The 15,747-nt window shown below is 63.7% G+C and carries 17 protein-coding genes; 7 read left to right on the forward strand and 10 right to left on the reverse strand.

Annotation, left to right across the window (positions count from 1 at the left end; genetic code table 11):
- Entirely contained in the window at nucleotides 1–483 is a 483-nt protein-coding gene (rimI, locus tag PY254_RS06220; protein WP_281014608.1) for a ribosomal protein S18-alanine N-acetyltransferase, read from the forward strand.
- Between the two features lie 56 nt (nucleotides 484–539).
- On the opposite strand, the gene PY254_RS06225 is transcribed toward rimI, so the two are convergent.
- From PY254_RS06225 to PY254_RS06250, 6 genes are all read right to left on the reverse strand, one after another.
- Nucleotides 540–3,371, reverse strand: coding sequence for a valine--tRNA ligase (locus PY254_RS06225; RefSeq protein WP_281014609.1), 2,832 nt, complete (start codon nucleotides 3,369–3,371; stop codon nucleotides 540–542).
- A 155-nt stretch (nucleotides 3,372–3,526) separates the two neighbouring features.
- A complete protein-coding gene (locus tag PY254_RS06230) occupies nucleotides 3,527–4,252 on the reverse strand; it encodes a hypothetical protein (RefSeq protein ID WP_281014610.1) in 726 nt (241 codons plus the stop codon).
- A 1-nt stretch (nucleotide 4,253) separates the two neighbouring features.
- Nucleotides 4,254–5,333 carry a uroporphyrinogen decarboxylase gene (gene hemE / locus PY254_RS06235; RefSeq protein ID WP_281014611.1) on the reverse strand — a complete coding sequence of 360 codons (1,080 nt, stop codon included), beginning with the start codon at nucleotides 5,331–5,333 and terminating at the stop codon, nucleotides 4,254–4,256.
- A gap of 5 nt (nucleotides 5,334–5,338) precedes the next feature.
- On the reverse strand, nucleotides 5,339–5,599 hold the full coding sequence (locus PY254_RS06240; protein ID WP_281014612.1) for a WGR domain-containing protein: 261 nt from the start codon (nucleotides 5,597–5,599) through the stop codon (nucleotides 5,339–5,341).
- Nucleotides 5,600–5,857: 258 nt separating this feature from the next.
- The gene (gene aroB / locus PY254_RS06245; protein ID WP_281014613.1) at nucleotides 5,858–6,937 is read right to left on the reverse strand and encodes a 3-dehydroquinate synthase; all 1,080 of its coding nucleotides are present in this window, start codon (nucleotides 6,935–6,937) and stop codon (nucleotides 5,858–5,860) included.
- Nucleotides 6,934–7,488 (reverse strand): shikimate kinase, encoded by a 555-nt coding sequence (locus tag PY254_RS06250; protein WP_281014614.1) that lies wholly within the window; start codon nucleotides 7,486–7,488, stop codon nucleotides 6,934–6,936. Before PY254_RS06250 ends, aroB begins: the two co-directional genes overlap by 4 nt.
- Before the next feature lie 133 nt (nucleotides 7,489–7,621).
- Here PY254_RS06250 and PY254_RS06255 point away from each other — a divergent pair, with 133 nt between their 5' ends.
- The 3 genes from PY254_RS06255 (at nucleotide 7,622) to PY254_RS06265 (ending at nucleotide 9,133) form a co-directional block, all read left to right on the forward strand.
- Entirely contained in the window at nucleotides 7,622–8,455 is an 834-nt protein-coding gene (locus PY254_RS06255) for an NAD-dependent epimerase/dehydratase family protein (protein ID WP_281014615.1), read from the forward strand.
- Between the two features lie 18 nt (nucleotides 8,456–8,473).
- Nucleotides 8,474–8,818 (forward strand): YbjQ family protein, encoded by a 345-nt coding sequence (locus tag PY254_RS06260; RefSeq protein WP_281014616.1) that lies wholly within the window; start codon nucleotides 8,474–8,476, stop codon nucleotides 8,816–8,818.
- 111 nt (nucleotides 8,819–8,929) lie between these two features.
- Nucleotides 8,930–9,133, forward strand: coding sequence for a dodecin family protein (locus PY254_RS06265; protein ID WP_281014617.1), 204 nt, complete (start codon nucleotides 8,930–8,932; stop codon nucleotides 9,131–9,133).
- A 50-nt stretch (nucleotides 9,134–9,183) separates the two neighbouring features.
- On the opposite strand, the gene PY254_RS06270 is transcribed toward PY254_RS06265, so the two are convergent.
- A complete protein-coding gene (locus tag PY254_RS06270; RefSeq protein WP_281014618.1) occupies nucleotides 9,184–10,014 on the reverse strand; it encodes a kinase in 831 nt (276 codons plus the stop codon).
- Nucleotides 10,015–10,247: 233 nt separating this feature from the next.
- On the opposite strand from PY254_RS06270, the gene pdxH reads away from it, so the two are divergent.
- From pdxH to PY254_RS06285, 3 genes are read left to right on the forward strand one after another with little or no spacing between them, the layout of a single operon-like run.
- Complete coding sequence (gene pdxH, locus PY254_RS06275; RefSeq protein ID WP_281014619.1) at nucleotides 10,248–10,835, forward strand: pyridoxamine 5'-phosphate oxidase; 588 nt, start codon at nucleotides 10,248–10,250, stop codon at nucleotides 10,833–10,835.
- Nucleotides 10,832–11,272: a secondary thiamine-phosphate synthase enzyme YjbQ gene (locus tag PY254_RS06280; protein WP_281014620.1), complete on the forward strand. Its 441-nt coding sequence runs from the start codon at nucleotides 10,832–10,834 to the stop codon at nucleotides 11,270–11,272. Before pdxH ends, PY254_RS06280 begins: the two co-directional genes overlap by 4 nt.
- Before the next feature lie 16 nt (nucleotides 11,273–11,288).
- Nucleotides 11,289–12,092, forward strand: coding sequence for a cobalamin-binding protein (locus PY254_RS06285; RefSeq protein ID WP_281014621.1), 804 nt, complete (start codon nucleotides 11,289–11,291; stop codon nucleotides 12,090–12,092).
- Between the two features lie 39 nt (nucleotides 12,093–12,131).
- Here the strand turns inward: PY254_RS06285 and PY254_RS06290 are convergent, their stop codons facing one another.
- The 3 genes from PY254_RS06290 to proC all read right to left on the reverse strand — a co-directional run bounded on the left by PY254_RS06290 (nucleotide 12,132) and on the right by proC (nucleotide 15,701).
- Nucleotides 12,132–14,228, reverse strand: a complete 2,097-nt coding sequence (locus PY254_RS06290; protein WP_281014622.1) for a M13 family metallopeptidase — start codon at nucleotides 14,226–14,228, stop codon at nucleotides 12,132–12,134.
- A gap of 76 nt (nucleotides 14,229–14,304) precedes the next feature.
- Nucleotides 14,305–14,880, reverse strand: coding sequence for a YggT family protein (locus PY254_RS06295; protein WP_281014623.1), 576 nt, complete (start codon nucleotides 14,878–14,880; stop codon nucleotides 14,305–14,307).
- A complete protein-coding gene (gene proC, locus PY254_RS06300) occupies nucleotides 14,877–15,701 on the reverse strand; it encodes a pyrroline-5-carboxylate reductase (protein WP_281014624.1) in 825 nt (274 codons plus the stop codon). The genes PY254_RS06295 and proC overlap by 4 nt, the downstream gene beginning before the upstream one ends.
- Nucleotides 15,702–15,747: the final 46 nt, after the last annotated feature.

Below are 15,747 nucleotides of genomic sequence, written 5' to 3' on the forward strand. Positions count from 1 at the left end.
ATGTCGGCGCTGACCAGACCGGTGATCCAGGTGCGCGCCATGCGCGCCGAGGATCTGGATACGGTCAGTGCCATGGAAAACGCGTCTTACGACTTTCCCTGGTCACTCGGCATCTTTCGTGATTGTCTGAAAACCGGCCATCCCTGCTGGCTGCTGTGCATGGACGAGGTGATTGCCGGTTACGGCATCCTGTCGATGGGCGCCGGCGAGGCGCATGTGCTGAACATCTGCATCGGTACGCAATGGCGTGGTCGCGGACTGGGTCGGCACCTGCTGGGTCGGCTGGTCGACATCGCGCGCTGGAACGGTGCCGAGCGCGTCTTTCTGGAAGTACGGCCGTCCAACCCGTTGGCGAAGGCGCTGTACGAGTCGGTGGGTTTCTGCGAGATCGGCCGTCGTCCGCGCTATTACCCGGCGCATGAAGGCCGCGAGGAAGCGATCGTGATGGTGCTCGAGAGTGCCGCAGGCAATCTCGAACAATAGGCGGCACGTTCGGCTTTTCGCGTGGCAAGCCGGCGGGCAGTGCCCGCCCTACCGGTTCATTGCTGCAGCTTCTGCGCCTGTTCGCGCAAAGCGCCCAGCGTGGTGTTCCAGTCGGCAATGCGCTGACGTTCCTGGGTAACCACTTCGGCCGGTGCATTGGCCACGAAGTTCGCGTTGCTCAGCTTGCCCTCGCACTTCTTGATCTCGATCTCGATCCGCGTGATTTCCTTGGTCAGACGCGCCTTTTCGGCATCCAGATCGATCAGGCCAGCCAGCGGGATCATCACTCGCAAGCTGCCGACCACCGCCGCCGCCGATGCCGGCTCATCGGTACCCGCTTCGATCCACTGGGGCGCTTCAGTGCGGGCAAGGAAGCTGATCTGCGCGGCGAATTTGCTGACTCGCGCGTGATCGTTGGTGTCGCCATCGGCGAACAGCAACGGGATGACTTTCGCGGGCGAGATGTTCATTTCCGAGCGGATCTTGCGGATGCCGGAGAGCACGTTCTTGAACCACTCGATCTCGGCGGTCGCTGCATTGTCCTCGATCATCTCCGCGGCGTTCGGCCACGGTCGGTGGATCAGGCTGGCTTCGGTGAGTGCAAGCTTCGGCCCCACCGACGCCCAGATTTCTTCGGTGATGAAGGGGATCACCGGGTGCAGTGCGCGCAGCACCGATTCCAGCACCACCAGCAAGGTGTGCCGGGTGGACGCGGCTGCCACCGCGTCATCACCATTCAAGGCCGGTTTTGACAATTCCAGGAACCAGTCGCAGTACTCGTTCCAGACGAACTCGTACAAGGCCTGTGCCAGATGATCGAAGCGATAGCTGACGAAGTGCTGTTCCACTTCGGCAAGGGTTTGCTTGAGGCGGGTGAGAATCCAGCGCTCCGCTTCGGTGACCGGTGCGCCCACGGGAGCAGCGATCTCGCCTTCCGGCAAATTCATCAGCACGAAGCGCGCCGCATTCCACAACTTGTTGCAGAACGCCTTGTAGCCTTCGGCGCGTTTGATGTCGAAGTTGATGGTGCGGCTGTAGCTGGCGAGCGCGGCGAAGGTGAAGCGCAGCGCATCGGTGCCGATCGCCGGAATGCCGTCGGGGTAATCCTTGCGAATGCGCTTTTCGACCTTGGCGCGCACCTGCGGAATCAGCAATGACTTGGTGGACTTCTCGACCAGCGGTTCCAGCGCGATGCCGTCGATCAGGTCCAGCGGGTCCAGCGTGTTGCCCTTGGACTTGGACATCTTCTGGCCTTCCGCATCACGCACGATCGCGTTGATGTAGACCTCGCGGAACGGAATCTGGCCGGTGAAATATTTGGTGGCCATCACCATCCGGGCGACCCAGAAGAAGATGATGTCGAAACCGGTGACCAGCACGGCGCTGGGCAGGAAGAGTTTGTCGTTCTCCCAGTTCGCCACGACGTCACCATGCTCGTTCTTTACCGGGCCGTTGGCCGGCCAGCCGAGCGTGGAGAACGGCCACAGCGCGGAGGAGAACCAGGTGTCGAGCACATCCTCGTCCTGGCGCAGCGCACCGACTGGCTCGCTGCTGGCGCTGGCGCGCGCGTCGGCCTCGTCTTCGCCAACGAAGATGTTGCCCGCTTCGTCGTACCACGCCGGAATGCGATGGCCCCACCACAGCTGGCGGCTGATGCACCAGTCCTGGATGTTGTCCAGCCACTGCGTATACGTGTTCGCCCAGTTTTCCGGGACAAACTTGATCTCGCCCGAACGCACGGCCTCCAGCGCCGGCTCGGTAATGGCCTTGCGGCCACCCGGGCGGCCATCGGCCTGCACCTCGTTGGTGAGGTCGACGAACCACTGATCGGTCAGCATCGGTTCGATCACCGCGTCCGAACGCTGGCTTACCGGCACCTGCAGCTTGTGCGCCTTCGTCTCGACCAGCAGATCGGAAGCATCGAGTTCGGCGACGATCAGCTTGCGTGCTTCGTAGCGATCCATGCCACGGTACTTTTCCGGCGCGTTGTCGTTGACCTTCGCATCCAGGGTAAAGATGGTGATCGGTGCCAGCTTGTGGCGCTGGCCGATCGCATAGTCGTTGAAGTCGTGCGCCGGCGTGATCTTCACGCAGCCGGTGCCGAAATCCTTGTCGACATAGTCGTCGGCGATCACTGGAATCTGCCGACCGACCAGCGGCAAGGTCAACATTTTGCCGATCAGATGCGCGTAGCGCTCGTCTTCCGGATGCACCGCCACGGCGACGTCGCCGAGCATCGTTTCCGGACGGGTAGTGGCGACCACCAGGCTGTCGTCACTGCCAGTCACGGTGTAACGGATCAACCACATGTGGCCGTCGCGCTCGACGTTGTTCACTTCGAGGTCGGACACGGCGGTGCCCAGCGCCGGGTCCCAGTTCACCAGCCGGTTACCGCGGTAGATCAGGCCGGCGCGATACCAGTCGATGAACACCTTGCGCACCGCGTCGGAAAGACCTTCGTCCATGGTGAAGCGTTCGCGCGACCAGTCGGCGGCGGCGCCGATGCGGCGCATCTGGTTGGTGATGGTGGAGCCGGATTCTTCCTTCCACTTCCACACACGCTCGATGAAGGCGTCGCGCCCAAGGTCGTGGCGGGTCTTCGCTTCGACCGCGAGTTGGTTTTCCACAATCTTTTGCGTGGCGATGCCGGCGTGGTCGGTGCCAACCTGCCACAGCGTGTTCATGCCGCGCATGCGCTGGTAGCGCACCAGCATGTCCATCACCGTCTGCTGGAACGCATGGCCCATGTGCAGCGTACCGGTGACATTCGGCGGCGGCAGCAGGATGCAGTAGGGATCACCGTGGCCCGATGGCTTGAATGCACCGCTGGCTTCCCAACGGGCATACCAGGTGGACTCGATCTGGGCGGGTTCGAAACTCTTTTCCATCGGGATAGGCTCGGTGGCGTGTGCGCGGCGCACGCTTTGTCATGGGGAAAGCGGTGATTGTACGGGGCGGCGGCTGGGCTGCCAAAAGCGCCCATGGACGGACCGTACTTTCCGCGGGCGAGACGCGTGTCGGGACCGCGCCGTTCAAGACCTGCCTATTTGGCCGCAACCTGGTGTTTTCGCTCGACCAGATAGAGTCTGCGCGTGTCGGCGTCAGCGTGAACGCCGCAGCGACTGACTTCAGCCACCAGACGCGTGCCTGCGTAGCGTTCCGGGGCGGACAGCTCAATCACGCATTCGGCATATCGGGCGCGTTCCACCTCGAGAATGCGGTCGTAATTGGCGAGGGTGCTGTAGCGGGTTTCGATATCGGGGTTGAGCGTGGCGGCGAGTGCCTGCACCGACGCAACCGACATGCTGGGCGCAGCCTTCTCGTAGAGTGTGCGAACGGCTTGATCTTCGCGCGCGTGCATGGATTTCATCAGCGCGATGGTCTCGACCCGGCAGGCCACTCCCAGCGCAATCACCGCGCCGTACCAGGCAAGCACGCGCAAGCGCGTCGCCAGCCCAACCCACAGCGCCAGTCGCGGCCAGATCAGTCCGGCGAGCAGGCCCAATACGCCGAGGATGAGAAGCCCATTGGACAGCCGGGTGCCGGTGATTGCGGCCACCGGCACCCGGGATCGGTAGAACAGTCCGTCCACCCAGGCGTATCCACCTGCCAGCGTTGCCAGCACTGGCAATGCCAAGACCAGAACAGCCAGAACGATGGCGATACCGAACACAGCGGCAGTCGGGAACGCCTTGTCATCGAGCGATACGTGGGCCGCCGTCGTAGTGGCGACGGCGGCCTCATGGCTGGCTTCGCGCTCAGCTGTCATTTCAAACCAGTGAACGGGAACGCAGCGTGCGGCCGTAGCTGTGCACTTCGTCCACCAGCACCTTGACGTGCTCGGGATTCACTTCCGGCGTGATGCCGTGGCCGAGATTGAACACGTGGCCGGGGTGGTTGCCGTAGCTGTCCATGACGAGGCGGGCTTCACGGCGGATCACCTCCGGGCTGGCGCGCAGGATCGCCGGATCGAGATTGCCTTGCAGTGCGACCTTGCCGGCGACCGCGCGGCGGGCGTCAGCGAGATCAACCGTCCAGTCGACGCCCAGGGCAGCGCAGCCGCTGTCGGCCATCTCGGCCAAATGCGCGCCCGCTCCCTTGGAGAACAGGATGACCGGCAGCTCCCGCGCGAGCGGGTCAGCCTTCAACGCCGCGACGATCTGGGTCAGATAGCGCAACGAGAATTCGCGGAACGGCGCGGGCCCGAGCAGGCCGCCCCAGGTATCGAAGATCATCAGCGCCTGTGCGCCGGCGGCGGCCTGGGCGATGAGATAGGCGGCGACGGACTTTGCCAGTGTTTCGAGCAGCTGGTGGGCAAGCTTCGGTTCGTTCCAGCACATCGCCTTCAGCGTGGCGAAGTCGCGCGAGCCATGGCCTTCGACCATGTAGCAGGCCAGCGTCCACGGGCTGCCGGAAAAACCGATCAGCGGCACGCGACCGTGCAGTTCCTGGCGGATCAGCCGCACCGCATCCATCACGTAACGCAGTTCGCCGTCCATGTCGGGCACGGCGAGTTTGCCGATCTCGGCCGCCGTGCGCACCGGGCGCGCGAACTGCGGGCCTTCGCCATGGGCGAACGACAAGCCCAGGCCCATCGCATCGGGAATCGTGAGGATGTCGGAGAACAGGATCGCCGCGTCGAGATCGAAGCGTTCCAGCGGCTGCAAAGTCACTTCGCAAGCGAATTGCGGGTTCTGCGCCAACCCCATGAAATTGCCCGCGCGTTCGCGGGTGGCGCGGTATTCCGGCAGGTAGCGGCCGGCCTGGCGCATCACCCAGATCGGCGTGGTGTCGGTGGGTTCGCGGCGCAGCGCACGCAGGAAGCGGTCGTTCTTCAACACATCGGTCATTTCAATCAGCGTCCGTACGGGCCTTCCAGCCCTTGGGCAAACATCAGGCGGAAGCCGCGCTTTAGTTGGGCGTCGCGGGCCTTCTCGAAAGCGGCAACGGCTTCGTCGCGTTCCAGGAATTGTTCGCGCTTCATCGTGGCGCGGCCACCCTGGATGCCAGCTTCGCCGTATAGCGTCCAGCCGCCGAGCAGATCCTGCTCCAGCGTGATCTGGACATAGCGAGGTGCGTCGGTATTGCCGGGCACGGTTTGCAGATAAAGGCGCATGACTTCCAGGAATGCAGCACGAACGGGCGCGTAGCCGGACGGCACAGTTTATAGGATTTGCGCCGCGACGCCCGTTGCGCGGTTGGGGCGTGTCGTCACACGCGTGGTGCTTCGTCGTGCGAGCGGCCGCAGGGCGGACACTGTCCGCCGGCTTTTCGATTTACCGGGATGTTTCGCTTGCGGCAGTTTGCAGGAGCGCACCCTGTGCGCGATGCTTTCCCGCCACGTAACGCCGAGCATCGCGCACACGGTGCGCTGCTACGAGAGGATAGCCAGCACGTCGGCTTCGTCCACGCCGCCGACGATCTCGGCGCGGCCGATGCCGCGCCAAAGGATCAGCCGCAGACTGCCGGCGGTGTTCTTTTTGTCCAGCCGCATCAGCTCCAGCAATTGCCGCGCATCCATGCCGGGTGGAATCGTTACGGGCAGGCCGAGCCTTTCCAGCAGGCGTTGCAATCGTGCGGTGGCGGCAGGCGCGCTCATACCCAGCCGTTCGGACAGTCGCGCCGCCAGCAGCATGCCGACGGCGACGCCTTCGCCGTGCAGCAACGTGATGTAGTTGCCCGCCGTTTCCAGCGCGTGGCCGAAGGTGTGGCCCAAGTTGAGCAGGGCGCGCTCGCCTTGTTCGGTTTCGTCACGGGCGACCACGCCGGCCTTGTACGTCACCTTGCGCGCGATCGCCTCCATCACGATGGCCGGATCGCGTGCGGCGAGTGCGTCGGCGTGTTGTTCCAGCCAGGCGAAGAACGGCTCGTCACCGATCGCTGCACCCTTGATCACTTCGGCCAGGCCGGCACGGTATTCACGATCGGGCAAGGTGGCGAGGGTATCGATGTCGGCGAACACCGCGCGCGGCTGATGGAACGCGCCGGCAAGGTTCTTGCCGACCGGCAGGTTGACGCCGGTCTTGCCGCCGACGGAAGAGTCCACCATCGCCAGCAAGGTGGTTGGCATCTGGACGAAGTCGATGCCGCGCATCCAGCACGCGGCACTGAAGCCGGCCAGGTCGCCGACCACGCCGCCACCCAATGCGATCACGCAGGCATCGCGGGTGGCGCCGAGTTGGCCCAGAGCTTCCAGTGCGCGGCCCACGTTGGCAAAACTCTTGTGCGCCTCCCCGTCGTCAAGCAGAAACGACGACCAGTGCAGTCCTTCCAGTCCCGCTTCAATGCGCGGCAGGTATAGCGGCGCCACCGTGGTGTTGCTGAGTACCAGTGCATGCCGCCCGCGCAACATGGCGCGCCAGCGCGCGTGGTCGCCGAGCAGGCCGCTGCCGATCCAGACCGGGTAGCTGCGTTGGCCGAGTGCGACGGTGATGTGCTGGATTGCCGAATTCATGCCGTGTGCCTGGGTGATGCGGAGGAGTTTTGCCAATGCCGGTCGATCAGCGCGATGCAGCGCTCGCTGGCGGCGGCGACGCTGCCGTGTTCGCCGGGTATGGCCAGTTCGGCCAACTCGCGGTAGATCGGTGCGCGTATCGAGGCCATCGCTTGCAGCCGTTCGCGGCGGTTGGGCACGGCCAGCAGCGGACGTCGATGGTCGCGTTCGAGTCGTTCAAGTTGTTGTTCGATGGTGGTCTGCAGCCAGATCACGTAACCGCGTTCGACGAGGTAGGTGCGATTCATCGGCGCCAGCACCGCGCCAGCGCCGGTGGCCAGCAAAACGCCTGCGCGCTGGCTGATTTCATCCAGCAACAGGCTTTCGCGTTCGCGGAATCCAGCCTCGCCTTCGATCTCGAAGACGGTGTTTACATCGACGCCGCAATGTTGTTCGATCTCGTGGTCGAGGTCGACGAACGACAAACCGTAGTGCGCGGCAAGTCGTCGCCCGATCGAGGTCTTGCCGGCGCCGGTCGGGCCGATGATGAAAAGATTGGACGACGGATTCATGCTTGAATGCTAACAGGGCCGATCAAGCTGTTTCGGTCCATCCGTTATCACCCTTGGTAACCATCGGTCGTATGGATGAGGTCGATGCAGTCAGGCCATTGAGGCAACACCGACAGAATGACGGGAGGTGGTAGTGAGCGAACGTATCCTGCTGGCCGGGTGTGGCGACCTGGGCATGCGCGTGGCGCAGCGCCTGCTGGCGCGTGGCGATGAAGTCTGGGCGCTGCGACGGCAGCCACCCGCACGTGATGGTTCGGGTATCCACTGGTTGCGTGGCGACCTGACCGAGCCCTCCAGTTTCGGCAAATTGCCCACGGGCATGACCCGGCTGGTCTATTTGCCTGCACCGGATGTTCGCGACAAGGCCACCTATCGCGCGCTTTTTGTGGGAGGCCTGCGTCACCTGCTGGAGGCGCTTGATGGCCGCACATTGCGGCGTGTGCTGTTCGTTTCATCCAGTGCCGTCTATGGCGAGCACGATGGCGACTGGGTTGATGAAAGCAGCCCGACGGCGCCGCGTGGCTTCAACGGCTCGGTGTTGCGCGAGGCCGAGCAATGGTTGTCGGAACAGCCGCTGGAATCCATCGTATTGCGGCTGGCCGGCTTGTATGGGCCCGGTCGCCTGCAACTGGTCGAGCGCCTGCGCGCAGGACAGGTGCGCGTGCCGCGTGAGGCGCCGCATTGGTCCAATCGGGTGCACATCGATGACGCCGCCGCGGCGATCGCGCATTTGTTGCATGTGGCCAAGCCGCAACCGCTGTACCTGGGTGTCGACGACACACCGATGCCGCTGGACGAGTTGTACGATTTCCTTGCGGCGCTGATCGATGTGCCCGCTCCTGCCGAAGGTGCGCCGCCGGTTGGTGTTGGCAGCAAGCGTTTGAGCAACGCGCGCCTGCGCGCCAGTGGCTGGACGCCGCACTGGCCGGATGCGCGCGAGGGTTACGCGGCTCTGCTCGACAACTGATTCCCACGGAGCACCATCATGGCAAAGACCATTCCACACCAGCAGGTCAGCACCACCAACGAAATCCCCGGCTGTCGCATCGTGCGCTCGTTCGGCATCGTGCGTGGCATCACCGTACGTTCGCGCAGCGTGGTCGGCAATCTGGGCGCTGCCTTGCAGACCATCGTTGGCGGCAATATTTCGATCTACACGGAACTGTGCGAAAAAGCGCGCGGCGAAGCGTTCGAGTTGATGCTGCAGCATGCCGCGGCGATGGGCGCCAATGGCGTGGTCGCAATGCGGTATGACGCCAACGAAGTGGCGCAAGGCGTGACCGAAGTGCTGGCCTACGGAACGGCGGTGCAGCTCGAAGCGTTAACGTGAGGTGATTTTGCAGTGCGGCTTGGCGGGATCGGCCGGAGCAGTCCATGCTGGCGCTTCGGGGTGGGGGAAGCGCCACGTGCCGCTCGCACGATTCGTCGGGAGAGTAATGCCATGTCCGTAGCCAAGGTCATCGAAATCAACGCTTCGTCCGCCAAGGGGATCGAAGACGCCGTGCAGCACGGTTTGAAGAAAACGGCCGAGTCGGTGAAGAACATCAAGGGCGCCTGGGTCAACGAGATCAAGGTGGTGACAGGTGACGACGGCACGATCACCGAGTGGCGCGTCAACATGAAGGTCAACTTTGTCGTTGATTGACGCCGGATGCTGCGGATCGGGACTTTGTGAAGGTCCCGATTTGCGCCGCCTCAGCCGTGAGTCAGGCCGGTGACGTGACGGTCGTCGTCATATTCCACGCAGGTGTCCGATAGCGCCGGCAAGGTGGCGAGTGCGTGTCGGCTCAGTCGCTCGAAATGGGCCAGGAACCGCGCCAGCGCATCGGCATCCATGGCCAGCGGGGCGTGCCGGGTCAGCAATTCCTGCTCCTGTTCGCCGCGCCAACGCTGCACGATTTCCCAGCTGGGAGCCTGCAGCACGATCAAGGCATCGAACTTGCGCCACAACGGCTGATAGCCACGCAACTGCTTGTTGACCCAGTGCCGCCAGCTGCCATCGGCATCTTCGCTTTGCTCCAGCGCGTTGACCGGTTTGCCCAGCGCAGCCTGCAGTTGCGGGCGGATGCCCAGCGCCCAACCCTCGACGATGACCAGCGCCGGTGCGCGCGTGGTGCGTGGCCAGCGTGAGGGTGCAAAACGGGTGTCACGGCCCTTGTCGAAGCGCGGATGCAACACCGGCAGCCGCTCCGACGCGTGTGGCAACGCGGCCAGTACCGACAGCAACAACTCGATTTCGTGGGTGCCCGGTACACCGCGCGTGCGCAGCAGGGGATGCACATCGCGCGCCAGTGCCTCGCGCTCGCTGCGGGCGTAATAGAAGTCATCCAGCGACAGCACTTCGGTGGCCCAACCGCGGCCTTCGGCCTGGGCTTTCATCACCCGTGCCAGGGTGCTCTTGCCGCTACCCTGCAGGCCGGACAAGCCGATGATATAGGGGCGGCGCGAACGGGCAATGCGCCCTGCGTAGTGGTCGAGCAGGTGGCCGGCGAGGCCTTCGTTGTGCAGGTCGGCGTGAGACGTCATCCGCAATACACCCTGGTTCCCGGAGGTACTTCCGCCACCGGCAGGCGGTGATCGTGCAGTATCGCCTGAAGGACCGCGAGCCGGGCTTGTTCACGCGAAATGGCGGGGGATGGCGGCACCATCCGGGCCAAAAAGGTATTTGGTGAGTGAGGCATTGCACTATCATCGCTGAAGTTCATCCGCGCCATGATGGCGCGAGTCGGCCACGATGCAAAAGGAAAGTTTCAAACATCATGCTCAAGCCCGAGATTCTGGACACCTTTCTGCGCCTGCTGGACGAAGCCAAGGCCAGTGGCGATCGCGAGCCGACCGCGATGAACCTTTCCACCGTCGACGCCTCCGGCCGGGTCGCCTCGCGCATCGTGCTGCTCAAGGGCGCCGACGAGCGGGGCTTCCGCTTCTACACCAATTACCAGAGTGACAAGGGCAGCCAGCTGGAAGCGCATCCCCAGGTGGCGCTGTGCTTTCACTGGAAGCAGTTGCGCAATGGCGTGCAGGTGCGGGTGGAAGGCGTGACTCGAAAGCTGTTGGACGAAGAGGCCGATGCCTACTTCGCCAGTCGCCCGCGCGGCAGCCAGATTGGCGCCTGGGCCTCGCTGCAGTCGCAGACCTTGCCCGATCGAGACACCTTCGAGCAGCGCGTGGCGCGCTACGAGCAACAGTTCGACGGAGTCGACGTCACCCGCCCGCCGCACTGGGGTGGCTTCGTGGTCGAACCAGACACGCTGGAGTTCTGGTATGGCGCCGAGTTTCGCCTGCATGAGCGGGTGCGCTGGGATCGCCATGGCCAGACATGGACCAGTCGGCTGCTGTATCCGTGAGTCGACCGCTGCCCGCGCAGCAGGTGGCGCAGGGCGGCTTCGTCGTGCACACCCGCGGACGGGGGTTTACCGACATCAGCCTGCAGGTAGCCGATGCGCTGGCCAGCGGACATGTCCATGTCGGCATCGTGAATGTTTTCACCGCGCACACCAGTTGCTCGCTGCTGCTTGGCGAGAACGCCGACCCGGCGGTGGGCCGTGATCTGGAACGCTGGTTTGCCCGCGCGGTGCCCGATGGCGACCCGCTGTTCGAACACGATGAAGAAGGCCCCGACGACATGCCGGCGCATATCCGTTCGATCCTCACCGGCGTCAGCCTGGTCGTGCCAGTAAATGGCGGCAAACTGCAGCTGGGTACCTGGCAAGGCATTTATCTGTGGGAACACCGGCTGGAGCCGCACCAGCGCAAGGTCAGCGTGACCGTGCTGGGCCATTGAGCATAGGAACCACCGCGTGACCGATCATTACCCGCAACGCATCGTCTGTCTCACCGAGGAACCGACCGAGGTGCTCTACGCGCTGGGTGAGCAGCACCGCATTGTCGGCATCTCGGGATTCACCGTGCGCCCACCACAGGCGCGCAAGGAAAAGCCCAAGGTCTCGGCCTTCACCAGTGCGAAGATCGGCGAGATCCTGAAGCTTGAGCCGGATCTGGCGATCGGCTTTTCCGATATCCAGGCCGACATCGCGCGCGAGTTGATCAAGTGCGGTGTCGAGGTGTGGATCAGCAACCATCGCAGCGTCGAAGGCATCCTCGCCTATATCCGCCGGCTCGGCGCGATGGTCGGCGCGCACGCGAAAGCCGAGGTCTATGCGCAGCGTGCCGAACAGCACATCGCCGACATCAGCGCTGCCGTGGCCAGGCTGCCGCGGCGACCGAAAGTGTATTTCGAGGAATGGGACGAACCGATCATCACCGGCATTCGCTGGGTCGCCGAGATCATCGGTCTTGCCGGGGGCGACGACTGCTTTCCCGAACTGGCCCGCGAGCCATTGGCGAAACAGCGCATTCTGCCCAATGGCGACGAGGTGGTGCGCCGCGCGCCGGATATCATTCTCGGCTCATGGTGCGGCAAGCGCTTTCGCCCGGAAAAGGTGGCGGCGCGACCGGGCTGGGAAACCATCCCGGCAGTCCGCAACGGCGACCTGTACGAAATCAAGTCGCCGATCATCCTGCAGCCCGGTCCGGCGGCGTTGTCCGATGGGCTGGATGCGATCCATCGCATCATCGTCGACTGGTCTTCGCGGCAACGATGATCCGTATCACGACGATGCGAACCAAGGACACGCCATCACTCACCAAATGTGCGCACGATCCTTTTCGGCGCGCCACATAGGCTGGCCAGGCTTGACGTCGAAAGCGTTGTAGAAATCGGGGATGTTCGACAGCGGGCCATTGACCCGCCACTTGGCCGGCGCATGCACATTGCTGAGCAGGCGGCGACGCAGCAGCGCGTCCTGTTCCTGGGACATCCATGACAGCGCGTAGCCGAGGAAGAATCGCTGCAGTGGCGTATAGCCGGCGATCTTTTCACCCTTCTTGTATTGCGCGGTCTTCTTGAAGGCGTCCAGTCCGATCAGCACGCCGCCAAAGTCGGCCATGTTCTCGCCGAGGCTGGCGCGACCGTTGATGTGCAGGCCGGGCAGCGGCTCGTAGGCATCGAATTGCTTGACCAGCACGTCGGCGCGCTCACCGAATTTCTTCGCATCCTCCTTCGTCCACCAATCGGCGAGGTTGCCCTTGGCATCGAATTGACGGCCCTGATCGTCGAAGCCATGAGTGATTTCATGGCCGATGACCGAAGCGGCGGCATAGCCGTAGACCACGGCATCGTCGATCTGATCGTCCTTGAAGCCGGGTATGGTGAGTTGCGCGGCCGGCAGCACAATCTCGTTGTTGGACGGTCTGTAGTAAGCGTTGTAGGTCTGCGGCGTCATGTTCCATTCGCTGCGATCGACAGGCTTGCCGAACTTCGATGCGTTGTGGTTGAAGGCCCAGCGACGTGCGTTCATCTCGTTCTGTGCATAGGAGTCGCGGCTGATGGTCAGCGCCGAATAGTCCTTCCACTTGTCCGGATAGCCAACTTTTTTGGTCACGGCCGCCAGCTTCTCGCGCGCCTTGGCCTTGGTGGTCGCGCTCATCCAGTCCAGCTTGTCGATGCGTTCGCCATAGGCGGTACGGATCGCCTCAACCAGGTCGTTGTAGCGTTGCTTGGTCTTCTCGGGGAAGTATTGTTTGACGAAGATGCGGCCAAGGATCATGCCGATCGCTCGGTTCTCTGCGTCGAGCGTGCGCTTCCAGCGCGGACGCTGTTCCTTCTGGCCAGTCAGCACACGGCCGTAAAAATCGAAATGCTCATCGTCGATGGCCTTGCCCAAGGTGGAGGCGTAATCGTCGACCAGGCGCACACGCAGGTAATCGCGCAACACCGGCACCGGCGTCTGCTTCAGCAGCTTCTGCAGGCCGGCGAAGAACTCCGGTTGACCGACGATGACGTACGGCGCATCAAGCTTCCACGCCTGCAGGCGCGAACCCCAAGCGATGTCCGGCGTGTACTTGCGGGTCAGTTCGGCCGGCGACATCTTGTTGTAGTTCTTCTGCGGGTCGCGCAGGTCGGCGAGCGGGCGGGATATCTTGGCCAGTGCGGTCTCGAAGGCCATCACGCCGGTGGCACTCGCCTGGGCGGTGGTGGCGTCCTGTCCGAGCAGGCTGAACATCTTCTGCAGATGCCCGAGGTAGGCAGAGCGTGCCTTGGCGACGCCTGCTTCGTTGTTCAAGTAGTAGTCCCTGCCTGGCAGGCCCAGGCCGCCCTGTTCGAGATAGACAGCCATCACGTCGCTCTGCTTCTCGTCCTGCTGCACACCGAAGCCGAACAGCGCATCGACACCCAGTGGCTGCAACGCGAAGGCTTCATCGAGTGCGCTTTTCACGTTGGTCACTGCGTCGATACGGGCGAGCTCGGGCTTCAGCGGTGCGAGACCCTGGTGCTCTGCCAGTGCACTGTCCATTGCGGTGCGCCAGAAGTCGCCGATCTTCTGCTGGTCGCTGCCGCTTTCGGCATGGGCGACAGCTGCGGCGCCCTCACTGATCGTGCGCAGCTTGTCGTAGAGATCGTTCTGCACCAGCTTGCCGATGCCCCAGTTGGATTCCGAGGGTGGAATCGGGTGGGCTTTCAGCCAGGCGCCATTGGCGTAACTGAAGAAGTCGTCGCCAGGATTCACCGAGGCATCGATGTTGGCGGCCACGACGTCGGTTTTTGCGGCGGGCACGACAGCCGTTGCAGCGGGCGCAGCCACGACCTTCGGTGGCGGCGGGTTGCTGCATCCTGCGATCACGGTGACGATGGCGGCCACCAAAAGACTCAGTGGCAAGCGGGACAGGTTCGCTTTCATGCACAGCGCTCCACAAGGGATGAGCGTGCATGCTAGCCGAACATCAGTTCGCCTTCGTCAGCGACTTTTAGCCAGCTCAGCCGGTCAGCGCCAGCCTCGCACCCAGATCGAGCAATGGCGCGGCGATCAGCAGACGCGCCAGGAACAGCGCGATCATCACCGCCATCGGCGCAAAGTCGATCTGACCGGCGACCAGTTTGCCGCGCAGCGGCCGCAGCAGTGGCGCCACCAGGGTGCCGACCAGTTTCAGCAGCGGCTGCCGCTGATCGACCGAGAACATGCTCAGCAACGACCAGCCGAAGATCAGCACGATATAGAACAGCAGCGCGAAATCGAGCAGTTCGGCGAATGCCAGTACCAGCAGGTTGAGCGGATTGGCCATCACGCCATTCAGTGCGAGCAGCAGCATGTCCTTGAGCAGCATCACCAGCCACGCCAGTAGCAGCGCCGCCAGATTGATCCGCCGCCAGTTCGGCACGACTCGCCGGATCGGCGCCAACACGGGATTGGTGTAGCGATAGATGAACTGGCTAAGCGGGTTGTGGAAGTCGGCCCGGCAGGCTTCGGCGGCAGCGCGCAGCAGCAGCACGGTGACCGCCGCCTGGAAGGCCAGCTCGATCAGCATCGAAACAGCGTTGAGCAGATAATTCACGAGAGCTTGTCCAGTTCAGCGGCCAAGGCCGTGCCGCGCCGGGTAGCCGCCTGGACGGCGTGCGCGACGATGCGCGGCAGGCCATCGGCGGCAAAGCTTTCCAGCGCCGCCTGCGTGGTGCCATTGGGCGAGGTGACACGCTGGCGCAGCACGGCGGGATCATCACCACCTTCGACCAGCATGCGGCCGGCGCCCAGGCAGGTCTGCGCGGCCAGTGCGCGCGCGGTTTCGCGCGGCAGCCCTTGCGCCACGGCGGCGGCCTCCATGGCTTCGACCAGTGCAAAGAAGTAGGCGGGGCCGGAGCCGGAAAGGGCGGTGACGGTGTCCATCAACGCTTCATCGTCGATCCAGCGGGTGATCCCGGCGGCGTCGAGAATGTGCTGTGCCTGGGCCTTTTGCGCGGGGCTGACCCGGTGGTTGGCGCACAGACCCGTCGCGCCGGCACCGATCAAGGCGGGGGTGTTGGGCATGCAGCGCACAATCGGCAAGCCGTTGCCAAACCAGCGCTCGAGCTGGTCCAGCCGTACGCCGGCGGCGATCGAGATCAACAGTGGCCGATTGCGCTGCAAGGTGTCGCGCAGCTCGGTGTGAATCGCCGGCATGATCTGCGGCTTCACCGCCAGCACGATGACTTCGGCTTCCGCCACGGCCAGTCGATTTTCCGCATAGCAGGCAATGCCGAACTCGCGGCCGAGCGTCTGGCGGGCTTCGGCCAGCGGCTCCGATACGCTGATCGTGGCCGGGGCCACGCCGGTTTTCAGCAGGCCGCCGATCAGGCTGCGCGCCATGTTGCCGCCGCCGATAAAGGCAAGTCGTGTCATGCAGGGCCTCTTGAATCGTCCAGTTGAGTCATTCAGGGCGCCTACC

It is taken from the genome of Rhodanobacter sp. AS-Z3, from assembly GCF_029224025.1.
Classification (GTDB): domain Bacteria; phylum Pseudomonadota; class Gammaproteobacteria; order Xanthomonadales; family Rhodanobacteraceae; genus Rhodanobacter.

Excerpts from the sequence above, each read along its gene's own strand:
- rimI (WP_281014608.1), top strand. The coding sequence starts at position 1 with ATGTCGGCGCTGACCAGACCGGTGATCCAGGTGCGCGCCATGCGCGCC.
- PY254_RS06225 (WP_281014609.1), bottom strand. The coding sequence starts at position 3,371 with ATGGAAAAGAGTTTCGAACCCGCCCAGATCGAGTCCACCTGGTATGCC.
- PY254_RS06230 (WP_281014610.1), bottom strand. The coding sequence starts at position 4,252 with ATGACAGCTGAGCGCGAAGCCAGCCATGAGGCCGCCGTCGCCACTACG.
- hemE (WP_281014611.1), bottom strand. The coding sequence starts at position 5,333 with ATGACCGATGTGTTGAAGAACGACCGCTTCCTGCGTGCGCTGCGCCGC.
- PY254_RS06240 (WP_281014612.1), bottom strand. The coding sequence starts at position 5,599 with ATGCGCCTTTATCTGCAAACCGTGCCCGGCAATACCGACGCACCTCGC.
- aroB (WP_281014613.1), bottom strand. The coding sequence starts at position 6,937 with ATGAATTCGGCAATCCAGCACATCACCGTCGCACTCGGCCAACGCAGC.
- PY254_RS06250 (WP_281014614.1), bottom strand. The coding sequence starts at position 7,488 with ATGAATCCGTCGTCCAATCTTTTCATCATCGGCCCGACCGGCGCCGGC.
- PY254_RS06260 (WP_281014616.1), top strand. The coding sequence starts at position 8,474 with ATGGCAAAGACCATTCCACACCAGCAGGTCAGCACCACCAACGAAATC.
- PY254_RS06265 (WP_281014617.1), top strand. The coding sequence starts at position 8,930 with ATGTCCGTAGCCAAGGTCATCGAAATCAACGCTTCGTCCGCCAAGGGG.
- PY254_RS06270 (WP_281014618.1), bottom strand. The coding sequence starts at position 10,014 with ATGACGTCTCACGCCGACCTGCACAACGAAGGCCTCGCCGGCCACCTG.
- pdxH (WP_281014619.1), top strand. The coding sequence starts at position 10,248 with ATGCTCAAGCCCGAGATTCTGGACACCTTTCTGCGCCTGCTGGACGAA.
- PY254_RS06290 (WP_281014622.1), bottom strand. The coding sequence starts at position 14,228 with ATGAAAGCGAACCTGTCCCGCTTGCCACTGAGTCTTTTGGTGGCCGCC.
- proC (WP_281014624.1), bottom strand. The coding sequence starts at position 15,701 with ATGACACGACTTGCCTTTATCGGCGGCGGCAACATGGCGCGCAGCCTG.